We start from the raw sequence: 14,595 nt of genomic DNA on the forward strand, positions 1-14,595 counted from the left end.
CCCATCGGATAAATATGGAGGTAATCATGGACATAAACAAACTCACAGAAGAAATAATAAACGGCAGACGGCTGACACGCGCCGACAAGCCCGAATTTCTGCTTGATGCCGACCTTGACGAACTTACTGCGGCGGCTGACAGACTGCGTGAACATTTCTGCGGCAACAGCGCGAATCTCTGCTCGATAATCAACGGCAGGAGCGGCAGATGTCCCGAAAACTGTAAATTCTGCGCACAGTCGGCGCATAACTGCACAGGTGTCGAAGAATACGGCTTCCTTGACACCGATAAGATACTCGCTGAGTGCCGCCACAACGAAGAACGCGGCGTACATCGCTTTTCCATCGTGACTGCGGGCAGGACTGTCAGCGGGGCAGACTTTGAAAAAGCCCTTGACGCTTACCGCACCCTCAGCCGCGAATGCAAGATAGACCTCTGCGCCTCTCACGGTCTGCTGACTGAGGAGCAGATGCGTCAGCTGAAAGCGGCAGGTGTCAGCCGATACCACGCAAATATCGAAACTTCCCGCAGGAATTTCCCCAACATCTGCACCACCCACACTTTTGAGGACAAGCTGGAGTGCATACGCCGCGCAAAAGCGGCAGGTCTGGAAGTCTGTTCGGGCGGCATAATCGGCATGGGCGAAAGCAGGGAGGACAGGCTCGATATGGCGCTGGAACTCTCCGAGGCAGGTGTGCGCTCAGTGCCGATAAATGCACTTATCCCAGTAAAAGGCACTCCCCTTGAAGACCTTGAGCGCATCACCGAAGCTGACATTCTGCGCACTGTCGCGATATTCCGCTTTATCCTGCCCGAAGCCGACATAAGGCTTGCGGCAGGCAGAGATCTTATGGCAAACTGCGGTGAGCGCGCATTCCGTTCGGGCGCAAATTCCGCTATTACGGGGGATATGCTGACAACATCGGGCAACAGCATAGCAGATGACATCAAGATGCTTCACTCCATCGGTCTTGACACAGGGAGGTGTTCGCAGTGAGAAAAGCAATATTCATGACAGGTACAGGCACAGACGTTGGCAAAACTTACGTGACCGCACTGCTGGTAAAAAAGCTGAAAGATCGCGGCTATGACCCCGCCTACTACAAAGCGGCAGTCAGCGGCAACACGCGCGGCGCAGACGGCAGACTCATCGCGGGTGATGCGCTTTATGTCAAGAATATTTCGGGCATAGACCAGCCCCTTGATGAGATGTGCCCGTACATCTACGAGCGTGCAGTATCTCCCCATCTCGCGGCACAGATAGAGGGTGACCCCGTTGACATGGAAACAGTCCGCAAAGGCTTTGAAAAGGCGTGCGAAACACACGGCTGTGTCGTCATGGAGGGAAGCGGCGGTATAGTCTGCCCGATACGCTGTGACGATAAGCTGATACTGCTGGAAGATATTATAAAAACGCTGGGGCTTTCCTGCATCATTACAGCAGATGCGGGGCTGGGCACGATAAACAGTGTCGTCCTCACCGCCGAATACATGCGCAGAAACGGCATAAAAATTCTCGGCGTGATACTCAATAACTTCCACGCGGGTGACGTTATGGAAGAGGACAACCGCATGATGTGCGAGATAGTCGGCGGCGTGAAGATAATAGGCACTGTCGCCCCCGATGCGACCGATATAGACATGACAGATGAAGCGCTCGATGCGCTGTTTTGTGAGGAGGAATAAACATGCTCTGGTATCCGTATGCGCAGATGAAAACACTTGATGCGCCCATAAAGATAGCCCGCGCCAAAGGCGTACACCTTTATACCGAAGACGGTCACGACCTGATAGATTCGGTGTCATCGTGGTGGAGCGTCATACACGGCTATGCTCACCCTGAGATAAACGCCGCCATCACCGAACAGCTTGAAAAGTTCGCCCATGTGATGATGGGCGGTCTTACCCACGATGCAGTGCAAAAATTGTCAGACAAGCTGGCTGACTGGCTTCCCGCCGACCTCGACTACTGCTTTTTCTCGGATTCGGGCAGTGTGGCGGTGGAAGTCGCACTGAAAATGGCTTTGCAGTTCAACACCAATCGCGGTTCAAAGCGCGATACTATCCTCGCCCTTGAACATGCCTATCACGGCGACACTTTCAAGGCTATGGAAGTGGGCGATGACGAGGACTACCACTTCGCTTTCGGCAAGACCAACGAGAAAAAGCGCGGTGTCATACATATCCCCACCGAAACAGATGCCCTTGAAAAAGCCTTTTCCGAGTACGGCGAACGGCTGACCTGCTTTATAGTAGAACCCCTTTTGCAGGGCGCGGGCGGCATGCGCATGTATGACATATCTTTCCTTGAAAGGGCGCGTCAGCTTTGTGATGAATACGATGTCCTGCTGATATTCGATGAAGTCGCAACAGGCTTCGGCAGAACGGGAAACCGCTTTGTGGCAGACCTTGTACTGCCCGACATAATAGTGCTTGGCAAGGCGCTGACAGGCGGCTATATCGGTCACGCGGCAACAGTCACCAACAGGCGCGTCTGGGAGGGCTTTTACAGCGATGACCCCACCCACGCCCTCATGCACGGTCCGACTTTCATGGGCAACGCGCTGGCATGTTCTGCGGCGCTTAAGTCCATAGAACTTTTCGAGAAAGGCGATTACCTCTCAAAGATAGCAAACATCGAAAACATCACCCGCCGCGAGATGGCAGGCTTCACCGACCCCCGCATAAAAGAGATACGCATAATGGGCGGCTGTGTCTGCATAGAAGTATATGACAGCAGTACGCTTGACGGCTTCAAAAAGTTCGCATACGAGCGCGGCGTGTTCAGCAGATGCTTCCTGAAATACATGTACGCGATGGTACCTTATGTCATCAGCGAGGGCGAACTTGTGCATGTGCTTGACACCATGAAAGCGTGGTTTGCAAGATAATGCGCGGAATGTCAGCGTGATACCAATAGCAATCCGCCTTAAAATTCAGACAAAATCCGGTCACAAAACCCATAGATCCCAGCTTTTGCGACCGGATTTTGTGAATTTAAACAGTTAGATTGCTATAAAAACAAATGACCGACGGCACATACCATCGGTCATTTTTCATTATGACTATCCCTTTAGCACACCAACTAAAAATGCGGTAAACAAAAGTATAATTGAGCGTTGTATATTTTTCCCCCGCCTGCGGCGGGGGGAAAAATATACGCCAAGCACCTTAAGTTCTGTATAGCCGCTGTTTTTGTGGTGTGTCAGCGGGATAACCACGTTTTTCATTCATTCTTCATCTGCACTTACGCGCATGCTTGAACGTATCTGCCGCCAGTCGGGGCAGTAGCGCTCCACCAGCGCCCAGAAATCCGCGCTGTGATCCATGTGTACAAGGTGCGAGAGTTCGTGTATGCACACATAGTCTATATGCGCCTTTGAATAGGATACCACCTTGTAGTTTATCGAGATGTTCCCCTTTGAATTGCAACGCCCCCAGCTTGCACTGAGGTCTTTGACGGTTATCTTTGAGGGGTACAGCCCCATCAGCTTTGTCAGCCGCCGCATGCTTTCGGTTATCTCGCGGTTGGCACACTCTATGATAAAAGACTGCACCTGCCGCGCCATATAGCCGCTGTCTGTACTGCAGCAGACGGCTATCAGCAGTCTGCCGTCTTCTATCTTCGGGGGAAAATACTTCTCTGCCGCCACCGCAGTTATAGTCACCCACTCGCCCAGTATGCGGAAAGTTTCGCCGTCCGCGAACTTCTGCGGCAGTCCCGACTGCTTTGCCGACTTAGCGAGATTTTCCTCTATCCAGTCGGCATGTTCCTCAATAAACCGATGTATCTGCGCGGGGTCGGCATTCATCGGCACCCGCACTATCAGTCTGCCCTCACTTATGGCTAGGGCGGCATTTTTGCGCCTGCCCCTGTCAAGGGTGAATTCTATGCGCCTGCCGTCAGCGGTGGTGATGTAGGTGCTGTACTTAGCCACCTTACTGCTCCCAGGGCGGGAGAACTGTCTGGTAATCCGACAGATAGTCCCTGTAAATATAGCCTGTCAGCTGACCGTCAGTACTCATGAAAGTCACCTTGACATAGCCGTTGTCCTCATATCCCAGCACCGTCACAGCCACGCCGGGAGTCATGCAGACGATGTTCTCAGCATCATTTGACGGCTGTGTGTGCAGGTAAGCATATTCAGTGATATACTTTGTGCCCTGTTCTTCCGCCGCAGACGAACTGTCATCAGCAGAACTAGCAGAACTTTCAGCACCGCTCTCGACCGCTGTAACACTGCCGCTCTCGTCAGTGACTACTGCATTCGGCGCAGAAGTCACAGCAGTAGTTTCGGTCACCTGCGGTTCGGTAACATTGGTGTTGATGGTAGCTGTATCGAGATTATCGGGAGCAGTCTTAGCGTTGCTCGCAAAGACGACTCTGCCGATGATGAACACCATACATATCGTAAAAATGCCTGCAACTATGACCGATACCATACCCGCGCTCGGTTTGGAAGCAGGTGCAGAATTCTTTTCGTTATCCATTTTCGCTCTCCTTACTGAATGATATTATATACTGCTGTGCGCAGAAATATCCACCACACTATTATAAAACATTTGTCGGAGAATGTCAACCTGTGGGATAATTCAGAATTTATAATTTTTGACATGGGCGAAAGCTCGGCGCATTTCGGAATAATGTGCTAAGATCGTATGGCAGGGGAGTGCCCCCACCGTTCTCCGCCGCCCCATGCGATAAATCAGCATACCCCGCTGATGCCCCCATCAAATCGCAGTGCCGCCCCCCGAAAGTTTCAGTGCCCCCACCGTCACCCGCCGCCCCGTGCGATAAATCAGCTTTCCACCGCCGCGATTGTCTATTTTTACCCGCAAAAAAGGGTGAAAATATTAATATAGTTGAATTGTCCTTATTGACAAGCTGTACATAAAAGTGTTATAATGCAAAAGGAATTTGTTAACGTTAACAAAATCAGGAGGGATATTTAAATGAAAATAACTAAGAAAATGCTCGCGCTGACTGCGGCTCTCATTTCTGTCATGAGCATAGCTGGCTGCAGCGGCAGCAGTGACAGCGGTAAGTCGGAAGATACGCTCGAAAGCTATGAAGATAAGGTAGAAGTCGCTTCTACCGAAGATATCGAAGGACTGGTGCAGGAGGTCTCCGCTATCCCCGATGGCGCTGACGGTACGCTGAAATGGCTGTCATATTTTGATATAAACCCCAGCCGCCGTGTCCCCGAAAAGAGGACAGACCTCACACTGTTCGAGGAAAAAGGCGGCAAGATAGAGTATGAAAGCTGTTCTTCCATCGAGAAGTACGAAAAGCTGGCGACCGAACTTATGGCAAACAACCCGCCCGATATGTTCTGGTATGAGCAGAAAATGACTTTCCCCGCAAACTGCATCAAGGAAATGTTCCAGCCTGTTGACTCCATAGTTGACTTTGACAGCCCGCTGTGGAGCGATGTGAAGTCGGCGGCTGACCAGTATACCCTCAACGGTGAACATTTCGTGGCACCCATCAGCTTCGGCGCAACTTCGGTGCTGACATACGATAAGGACGTTATAGAAGCCGCAGGTCTTGATGACCCTTATGAGATGTACATAAACGGCGAGTGGGACTGGGACGCATGGTATGATATGATGACCGAGTACTGTCAGGGCGCTCCCGAAGGTGAGGACAGATACGGTGTAAACGGCTGGTTCGCTCCTTTCATCTTCCAGTCTACAGGCAAAACGCTCATATCCTACGATGCCGAAAAGGACGAGTATGTGGAGAACCTCAACGATGCCGATTTCCAGCGCGCATCGGAAGTCCTCTACAATATCAAGAAGAACAATATGTACTACCCCGAATGGGTGGGTCAGACCAGTGACGCTTTCAAGGCGAATATCCTGTTCTATGCAATGGGTCCGTGGGCTTCCTGCGACAGCCATACTCCAAAGGCGGAAGACCACTGGGGCATGGTGCCGATGCCGAAAGACCCCAATCAGGATACCCTCAACTGCATTGTTGATACTTCTGCCTACATGTGGGTAAACGGTTCGACCAAGAACGATGCCATGAAGTGCTGGCTGGAGTGCGCAAGGATAGTACACGTTCAGGACGAGTACATAGAAACCGAGCGCAAGAAGTTCAACGAAACGAACCCCTACTGGACCGATGAGATGTATCAGGTAGCCTACGAGGAAGTTTCCAGCGGCAAGTTCAACATCATCGTTGATCCCGGCTACGGCATTTCCACTGTACTTTCCGATGATGATGCTGCCACCAACGCCACTCTTGAAGCTGTTATCCCCTACATGTACTCTTCTGTCATGAAAGAGGACGAGAACGGCGCACAGTTCACATGGACGATGCTTCGCGAACAGTATTCGGGTACTATAGCCTCCGAACTTAAGACCTTTAACGATGCTTACCACGCTTATACAAGCAAGTGAGGATAGTTCTTCCGAATGATAATCACGCTGACACACCATAAAAACATCTGGTTTACAGAACTTAAAGTGGTTACCGCATTTTCAGACGGTGTGCAAAAGGGATGACCGTAAATCGTTATATAAGCCAAAAGCCCATCTGTCACACGGCAGACGGGCTTTTTTGCATGGAAAAGCACCCACAGCAAAAACTGCGGGCGCTCTTCCGGTGAAGGTAATTTATTGAAGTTTTGTTGAAATCATTATCAGAGTTTTCTGATGCCCTTTACAGCAGCAGCTATGCGGGACAGGTCGGTGACATTCACCTTGCCGTCGCCGTTTACATCAGCTTTTGCCAGCATATTCTCGTCACCGAGAGTCTTTACGCCCTTTATGTGGGCAGCCAGCTTTGCAACGTCGGAAACGTTCAGCTTGCCGTCACCGCTGATATCGCCCTTGACCTCTTTCGAGGGTACAGGTTCAGCAGGCTGAGCGGGTCTTACATAATCGCTCAGTGTGTCATCAGCATAAGGCGTAGCCGCAAAGTTCATATCGTGCGCAAATGCGTAATCTTCGGGATATGTGCCCTTTACGCCATACATGGTGACAGTTTCATTATCAACGTTGGTGTCAAAGTAGCTGAATGCGTCCTCAGCTATCTCTTCAATGTTTGAACCCACATAGATATCCTTAAGTGCAGTACATTCACCGAATGCGCCGCTGTCTATCCTCTTGACAGAATAAGGTATCTTTACCTCTTTAAGTGCGTAGTCATAGCGGAAAGTTTCCTTGCAGATATACTTTGTCCTTTTGCTGAGAGTCACATCGGTCAGCTTGGGGCATTCCTTGAATGTGTAGAAGCCCATGTCCTTTACACTGTCGGGGATAACTGCCTTTGTCAGTTCATCACAGCCCTCAAAAACAGAGTCGCCCATAGTTTCAACGCCCATCGGCAGTGTCATTTCAGTCAGCGAGTCGCAGTTTGCGAATACACCGCTCTTTATCTCCTTGATAGTTTCCTTGTCGTTCCATGTCACGGTGTTAAGGCTTGTACAACCTCTGAATGCGCCGCCCTTGATGACTTCGAGCTTTTCGGGCATGATAACGCCGACAAGATTTTTGCAGTTTTCGCAGAGCGCGGTTTCAACAGTCTTAAGTTCAGACGGCAGTTCGAGTCTTCTGATGCCCGACTGCTCAAATGCCGATGCACCCAGCTCTGTCAGGGTATCGGGCAGTCTTATCTCCCACAGACCTGTACAGTTCATGAATGCCTTTGAGCCGATGGTCTGAACAGTGTCGGGTATACTGAATCCCTTAAGTGATGTACAGCCTATGAACGCTCTCTCGCCTATCTCGGTGATGCCCGCGCCGAAAGTGACCTTTTTCAGCTGTTCAGCCCAAGCGAATGCACAGCCGTCTATCTTTACGACGGTATCAGGTATAACTATCTCCTCAATGCCGGTTTCAGACAGCAGGTAGTTTGCTATGGACAGTGTGCCCTCTTCAAAGGTGACTTTCTTAAGGTTCGCGCAATCTCTGAAAGGTCCTGTGCAGTCTATCGAGCCGACATCGCACTTTGTCAGTGACTTTGGTATGAGTATTTCGCTGATGGCTGCACCCCTGAAAGCATCCTTGCCCAGAGTGGTGAGGTGCTTTGAGAGAGTAACGGACGAAAGGTCTTTACAGCCTGCGAATGCGTACTCTTTGATGTCGGTGACACTTGACGGTATCTCTATCTTGGTAAGACCCGTGTTGTTGAAAGCCCTGCCGCCTATCGTGGTAACGGTCTTAGGTATCTCTACATACTGCAAAGCAGATGCGCCCGCAAAGATGCACGCAGGAACGGTGGTCATGCCCTGTTCGAGTGTCGCAGTGGTCAGGTCAGGGCAGTTATAGAAAGGACCTTCGTTGGTGGATATACTAGATGTCATTGCCTCAGTCAGCTGTTTTCTTATGGTAACAGACTTAAGACCCGAACCTGCAAAACATTTAGTACCCAGCTTTGTGACAGTCTTTGGAATGTCAACACTTTCAAGCGATGTGCAGCCCTTGAATGCTTCCTCACCGATATATGTCACCGACTCAGGTATGGTGACTTCTTTAAGAGAAGTGCAGTAGCTTGCAAAACATGCAGGAACAGCAGTCAGCGAATTTGGAAGTTCCAGCGTTTCAAGTCCTGTAGCGCCTGCCAGCAGATAGTTAGGCAGAGTTTCAACGCCCTGCGGCAGCTTTACTGTCTTAAGGGCATCGCAGTCCTTGAAAGGGCCGCTTCCCGGATTTATACTGCTTGAACCTACCTCAGTTACCGATGCGGGTATCTCGATGCTCTCCAGACCCGACCTTTCAAAGCAGGTATAGCCCAGCTTTGTCAGACCATCTGGCAGATCTATGCTTTTCAGGGAAGCACATGCCGTGAAAGCGTCCTCTTCTATACTTTTCAGCGAGTCTGGCAGTGTGATGTCTGACAGTGCAGAACAGCCCGCGAAAGCGTACTTGTCTATCGTTTCAACATTTTTGCTGAGCACAACAGTGCTAAGGCTCTCATCATTGTCGAATGCACGTTCGCCTATCCTCTTTACAGAATCGGGCACAGTCACCTTTTTCAGGCTCTTCTTATTGCGGAACAGGCGATAGCCCAGTTCAACGACAGGCTTGCCGCCTATCTCGGAGGGTACGACTACCTCAACGGGGTCGTTCGCACCGACATACTTTGAGAGCACAGCGCCGTCATCAGCCAGAGTGTACTCATAATCGCCCTCAGTGAATGTTTCCTCAGCCGCATGTGCGGTGACAGCGGCGGTCTTTACAGATTCAAACACACCCTCAGGTGCAGCGGCAGCAGTGCCGAATACCAGTGTCAGTGCCAGAACAGATGCCAGAACTTTTTTCATTCAAATTCGTCCTCCCTTTGATAACTATTATTTATATCGCTCACGTTACCATGTGTGAGCGCAGTTTTCGGGTACATCAGACTGTTAAACGCCTTATGCGGACTTCTATCAGTGTTAAAGCCGCAAGAACCTATTTTAACAAGTATAATTATATTACACACAGCGTTTTTTGTCAACTAAAGTGACATATAATCAGCATATCAAACAATTCGGTCATAATTTTTTTACCGCTTGCACAACATAATTTTACTATAACGTTTGCGTACCCATCAAACATCGGAACTTTTGGGGAGTTCCTTGTTGATGTAAACATAATACCACAACAGGCAAAAGTTTTCTACCAACGCGGCTTTGAAATTTCGCAACTCTTAGTTGCAGTTTTATCCTTTTATGCAGAAATATCCGCTGTGTAGTGAATATTTAACAGATATATGCGCATAAGATATCCTCCGCCCACACCGCGACGGCTTGCCGCTTTGTCGCGAAATGCGGGCTTTCTGTCGTGAAATGGCGGCTTTTTCTATTGTAAGGGAGCTGAAAATGTGGTATAATAAACTCGTTGATGATATACATTTACTCTATAAATTAAGATAAATATACCATATAAAGACTTTGCCGCGTGATATGTTCCGTGACAAAGCCCTGCAAAAGGAAGTGAGAAACATAGACACGCATTTTTTTGGCTCTGTTACTGTATCTGTGACTGACTACCTGCTGAGCCTGCTTATATTTATATCAGCGATACTTATAATACACTGCTTTTTTGATGATGAAGTCATGCTGAAAAAGCAGAACCTCTTTTTCTATGGCTGTACAACTTTTGTGCTGGAAATAATATACTTTTTTTCTCAGGACTACCTCTTAGGTGATGCTGTGGGCTTTATCATGTATGTATCCGGCGGCATTTACGGCGCGCTGCTCGTAAAGGAAAAGCGTGTGCGGCGGTTCTTCTCAGTTATGGTGATGATGTTGCTGGTGGCGATGTTGGGTGCGATGCTCACCCATGTGCTCATGTACTGCCTGGGACGCAGTGACCTTATGATATACGAAGAAAAACGCGACCAGCGCTATACCTTTTTCACCCTCACCAACATACCGCTGCTGCTGCTTGTGGTGCTCTACCTGACCAATCAGTACATCAAAAAGGGCAGGACGATGATGCTGAGAAAAGTTGACAAGCTGTACCTTGTTATATACCTTGCATATATGTGCGTCATAAGCAAGCTGTTCGTGTGGCTCGAAACCGAAAAGACCACCTTTGCGGAGGAGTACGGCGCTGTCAAGCTGTTCACCTCGCTGGTCGCCATCGGCATAGCAGTGCTGGTGCCGATGTTCATACTAAGGAACAGACAGACAGACTACTTCAATAAACTCAGTGAACAGCACAAGAGTTTCCTTGAAGCCGAACTTGCAGCGTCCAAGCAGTTCAAGGAGGCGCAGGAGGAAACACTGGCTTTCCGCCACGATGTACAGAACAACCTCAGCGTGGTGTCACAGCTGATGAGCGAGGGCAAGTACAAGGAGGCTGAACGCTTCATAAACGACATGCACGAGCATGTTTCGGCGCTTTCACCAAAGATAGTCACGGGCGATGAGATGCTTGATTCGCTGATAGCTTCAAAAATGGCGAAAATGACCGATGCGGGCATAAACTTCACCATCGACGGCGTGGCGGACGGCGGCATCGGCTGGAAACCGATGGATATCTGCACCGTGTTCGCAAACGCCCTTGATAATGCCATAGAAGCCTGCCAGCGTGTCGAAGAGCGCAGACGGCGCTTCATAAAACTGGAGATAAGAAAGACCGCTCACCAACGGCTGATAACCCTTGTAAACAGTTCAGCCGAAGATGTTGACTGCGAAAAGCTGATGCACAGCAAGATACACCTCACCACCAAAGAGGATAAGCAGCTTCACGGGTATGGCGTGCGCAACATACGCCGCACAGTCGAACACTACGGCGGCATGCTGAGAATGACCTGCGATGACGGCCAGTTCAAACTGGAAATGATAATGGGACTGGGACATGCCGCAGGATAATGTATAGGGAAACTGTCAAGGCGCAGGACACCGAGAACGCCATCGATGAACTGATCGTGTATGTAGACGTAAAAAATGCAGGGCATGCAGAGGGCGGCGTATATACCCGCGAAATAGGCTATGAAGAATTCAGTGAATATGTTGAACGTGTCGAAAATGATTGATACCGCATTTGATACGGGGAGGCAGAAATGTTCAGAAAGATACTTGCAGTCATATTCCTGCTGATGACCGCAGTGTGGTGTTTCAGCGGCTGTGCCATGTCAAAGGAAGATGTCAGACTGCTGGATAAAAAGGGCGCTGAGGACTTCGCGGAGGGATACACAAAAACATGGTAATATCTCGGCTGTGATGACAGTGAAGAATTTGTAAAGGTGTATAATTTCACCGATACCGAACTGGGCTTTGATTTCATAGTGAGAAGTTCGGCTGTCAGCGAGGGAATGGACGGCGCAGCGTTCTATTACAAATGCAGTAATTACACCGACTGGGATAAAAAGTACGCGGAAATGGTCATAGCCGGCTGTTCTGACGAAGTTGAAAAGCTGTGTGCAGAATACAGCATCGACTGTGATATGGCTATGCTGGCGGACAGTAAGTTCATTGGTCTGAAACAGCGCGAGGATTCTGACCCCTCACAGCTGACCGAACTCTATGATAACATATGCGCGGCAGTTTCCGCCGCCGACCCTCGCAGCAGATTCGGTGAAATTGAAATAAGTGTGACCCCCGTTCCCGGTTCGGTATGGAAACGCGGCAGTTATACCGCAAAGGGCGGCTATGTCAGCGCCACCGAATGGGTCATCAACAGGATACTTGAAACTGCGGCAAAACAGCTTGGTAAAAAACGCGAAGAACTTACGCTTGTTTCCGCCGAACAGCGCACCATCGAACAGATGCCCTACATCAATGAAGCAGATGTTACATATACCCCGCCATTGTTCGATAACAATAATACGATCTATAAAGAAGTGTATTTCAGCTGCGGCGTCAGAACATACAAGGCAGTGAATATCGAGGTCGGACATGAGATGTACCTCGAAGAGGCTGACTGACCTGCGCGGGTGCTTGCAAACCAAAGAAAAATGTGCTATAATATACAGATAATAATTCTAAGGAAGTGACTGTATGCAAAAACTGCTTGAAGCAGGCAAGATAGTTTCGGTCTTCGGGCTGAAAGGTGAGGTCAAAGTGCAGGCTTGGTGCGATACTCCCGATTTTCTCTGTGAGTTCGATACGCTGTATTATAAGAGCGGCACACCCGTTGAAATAGAACGTTCAAGGGTGCAGAAGAATATCGTCGTGATGAAGATAAAGGGCATCGATACAGTCGAGGAAGCCCAGAAGATACGCAACCGCGTGCTGTATATCGACCGAGATGATGTCGAACTTGACGAGAATACCTATTTCGTGCAGGACTTAGTGGGTCTGAAGGTGGTTGACCTTGACAGCGGCAGAGAGTACGGCACTCTCACCGAAGTCAGCGAAACAGGTGCTAACGATGTATACCATATTAAAAGCGCTGACGGTAAGATGTATTATATACCCGCTATACCCTCTGTTGTGGCTGAAACGGATATCGAGGGCGGCGTGATGAAGATAACTCCCCTTGAAGGGCTGTTCGATGATGCGGAGGAGATAAGGTGAATATCGATATTGCAACACTCTTCCCCGAAATGCTGGAGAATTACCTGTCGCAAAGCATCGTGGGCAGGGCAAGGGCGAAGGATATCTTCACCGTCAACTGCCACGATATACGCGCATATACTAAGGATAAGCACCGCCGTGTAGACGATACGCCCTACAGCGAACAGAAAGGCATGCTGATGCAGTGCGACCCCATCTTTAACTGCTTTGAAGCGGTGACAGCAGGCAAAGCGCGTCCCCATGTCATATATATGTCGCCGCAGGGCAAGACCCTTACCCAGCAGCGCTGTAAGGAACTGGCACAGATGGATAATATTTTTATATTGTGCGGTCACTATGAGGGCGTTGATGAGCGAATAATCGAAACGCTGGTGGACGAGGAGATATCTATAGGCGACTATGTGCTTACAGGCGGTGAACTGCCCGCACTGGTGCTGGTGGACGCTGTTGTGCGCATGCTTGACGGCACACTCTCTCAGCCCGACTGCTATCAGGACGAAAGCCATTACAGCGGTCTGCTGGAGTATCCCCAGTACACCCGTCCCGAAGTCTGGCACGATATGAGAGTGCCTGAGATACTCCTGTCGGGACACCACGCAAACATCGCAAAATGGCGGCATGAGCAGGCTTTGATAGCCACCGCGAAGAAGCGTCCCGAACTGTTGGAGAAGCTGGAATTGACTGCTGAAGATTTGTCAATTATACACAAAGTTGTCGATTTTGACAAATAGAACTGACCAAGTTATTGGTCATAACCGATAAAGATGTTAAAAAAACTTGTACAGAGTGATACAAAAAATGTTGACTTATTGTATAGTATTGATAAAGCGGTTTGACGATTGTTAACCTTTTGTAGGTGAAAGCTACGAAAATGATGCCCACCGCTGTGGTTTGTTCAAATTTTGCGTTGACTAAAGCGGAGTTGTCGGGTATAATATATTTAGTGAACAGGGAGGAAAAACTCCCCGCCGATCACAAAGCACTTTTGATAATGTTTAAGACTTTATAGGGATTGGAGAGATCGCATCATGTTACAGAATACTGTTGTTGTCCAGAATCAGGTAGGCCTTCACGCACGTCCTGCTACTTTCTTCATTCAGAAGGCTAATGAGTTCAAGTCTTCTATATGGATAGAGAAGGAAGACAGAAGAGTAAATGCAAAGAGCCTGCTGGGTATCCTTTCGCTGGGTATCGTTGGCGGCACTACCATCAAGATCATCGCTGACGGCGCTGATGAGGAAGAGGCTGTTAAGGGTCTGGTTGACCTGGTAGACAGCGGCTTTGCTGAGGACGCAAGATAATCTAAATAGCATGGGGCACCAAGTCCCGCTGATAAGCTGATAATAACACCTGCGTATCTGTGCGCGGGTGTTTTTGTGTATAATACAGGATGATGCGGCACTATAAATGGATAAAAAGGTTTTCACATAACGCACAAAAACAAATCAACAAAATGTTTAATGGTTACAAAACAATTACCTGCATGTAGAATTTCGTTGTGGGTTTTTGTGGATATTAAACAATAAAGCTTTTAATTTTACATTGTGTTCACACATTCGGGCGAAAAATATGTTACAATTTGTAACATATCGGGGCGTATGTATCGGCGCTTCGTGGCTCGGTAAAAAGTTT

General features: G+C 49.1%; 14 protein-coding genes. 11 read left to right on the forward strand and 3 right to left on the reverse strand.

All coding sequences use genetic code 11. The features are described 5' to 3' along the window. Positions 1-32: 32 nt before the first annotated feature. The 3 genes from bioB to bioA are packed head-to-tail and all read left to right on the forward strand — an operon-like array spanning position 33 to position 2,892. Positions 33-998: a biotin synthase BioB gene (gene bioB / locus CUS_RS16400; protein WP_347494038.1), complete on the forward strand. Its 966-nt coding sequence runs from the start codon at positions 33-35 to the stop codon at positions 996-998. After that, positions 995-1,687 (forward strand): dethiobiotin synthase, encoded by a 693-nt coding sequence (bioD, locus tag CUS_RS16405; RefSeq protein WP_002853073.1) that lies wholly within the window; start codon positions 995-997, stop codon positions 1,685-1,687. Before bioB ends, bioD begins: the two co-directional genes overlap by 4 nt. Before the next feature lie 2 nt (positions 1,688-1,689). Next, positions 1,690-2,892 carry an adenosylmethionine--8-amino-7-oxononanoate transaminase gene (gene bioA / locus CUS_RS16410; RefSeq protein WP_002852738.1) on the forward strand — a complete coding sequence of 401 codons (1,203 nt, stop codon included), beginning with the start codon at positions 1,690-1,692 and terminating at the stop codon, positions 2,890-2,892. 339 nt (positions 2,893-3,231) lie between these two features. Here the strand turns inward: bioA and CUS_RS16415 are convergent, their stop codons facing one another. After that, positions 3,232-3,939 (reverse strand): M48 family metallopeptidase, encoded by a 708-nt coding sequence (locus tag CUS_RS16415; RefSeq protein WP_002852962.1) that lies wholly within the window; start codon positions 3,937-3,939, stop codon positions 3,232-3,234. 1 nt (position 3,940) lies between these two features. Continuing rightward, complete coding sequence (locus CUS_RS16420) at positions 3,941-4,492, reverse strand: SH3 domain-containing protein (RefSeq protein WP_002852710.1); 552 nt, start codon at positions 4,490-4,492, stop codon at positions 3,941-3,943. Between the two features lie 462 nt (positions 4,493-4,954). Between CUS_RS16420 and CUS_RS16425 the strand changes: the two genes are divergently transcribed. After that, entirely contained in the window at positions 4,955-6,409 is a 1,455-nt protein-coding gene (locus tag CUS_RS16425; protein WP_002852716.1) for an ABC transporter substrate-binding protein, read from the forward strand. Positions 6,410-6,651: 242 nt separating this feature from the next. Here CUS_RS16425 and CUS_RS16430 read toward each other — a convergent pair whose 3' ends face one another. Further along, positions 6,652-9,276, reverse strand: a complete 2,625-nt coding sequence (locus CUS_RS16430; protein WP_002852916.1) for a leucine-rich repeat protein — start codon at positions 9,274-9,276, stop codon at positions 6,652-6,654. Positions 9,277-9,900: 624 nt separating this feature from the next. Between CUS_RS16430 and CUS_RS16435 the strand changes: the two genes are divergently transcribed. The 7 genes from CUS_RS16435 to CUS_RS16455 all read left to right on the forward strand — a co-directional run bounded on the left by CUS_RS16435 (position 9,901) and on the right by CUS_RS16455 (position 14,264). Continuing rightward, positions 9,901-11,316 (forward strand): sensor histidine kinase, encoded by a 1,416-nt coding sequence (locus CUS_RS16435; RefSeq protein ID WP_002852804.1) that lies wholly within the window; start codon positions 9,901-9,903, stop codon positions 11,314-11,316. Continuing rightward, positions 11,316-11,480, forward strand: coding sequence for a hypothetical protein (locus tag CUS_RS19955; protein ID WP_002853006.1), 165 nt, complete (start codon positions 11,316-11,318; stop codon positions 11,478-11,480). The genes CUS_RS16435 and CUS_RS19955 overlap by 1 nt, the downstream gene beginning before the upstream one ends. A 27-nt stretch (positions 11,481-11,507) precedes the next feature. Further along, positions 11,508-11,654, forward strand: a complete 147-nt coding sequence (locus tag CUS_RS19960; RefSeq protein ID WP_002853023.1) for a hypothetical protein — start codon at positions 11,508-11,510, stop codon at positions 11,652-11,654. Positions 11,655-11,690: 36 nt separating this feature from the next. Next, positions 11,691-12,371 (forward strand): hypothetical protein, encoded by a 681-nt coding sequence (locus CUS_RS16440; protein ID WP_002852730.1) that lies wholly within the window; start codon positions 11,691-11,693, stop codon positions 12,369-12,371. Positions 12,372-12,444: 73 nt separating this feature from the next. Beyond that, entirely contained in the window at positions 12,445-12,963 is a 519-nt protein-coding gene (gene rimM, locus CUS_RS16445) for a ribosome maturation factor RimM (protein ID WP_002853039.1), read from the forward strand. Continuing rightward, positions 12,960-13,694, forward strand: a complete 735-nt coding sequence (gene trmD, locus CUS_RS16450; protein WP_002852752.1) for a tRNA (guanosine(37)-N1)-methyltransferase TrmD — start codon at positions 12,960-12,962, stop codon at positions 13,692-13,694. Before rimM ends, trmD begins: the two co-directional genes overlap by 4 nt. Positions 13,695-13,991: 297 nt before the next feature. Further along, the gene (locus tag CUS_RS16455) at positions 13,992-14,264 is read left to right on the forward strand and encodes an HPr family phosphocarrier protein (protein WP_002852736.1); all 273 of its coding nucleotides are present in this window, start codon (positions 13,992-13,994) and stop codon (positions 14,262-14,264) included. Positions 14,265-14,595: the final 331 nt, after the last annotated feature.

Origin of the sequence: Hominimerdicola alba 8 (genome assembly GCF_000178155.2) — a bacterium.
Lineage (GTDB): Bacteria > Bacillota > Clostridia > Oscillospirales > Ruminococcaceae > Hominimerdicola > Hominimerdicola alba_C.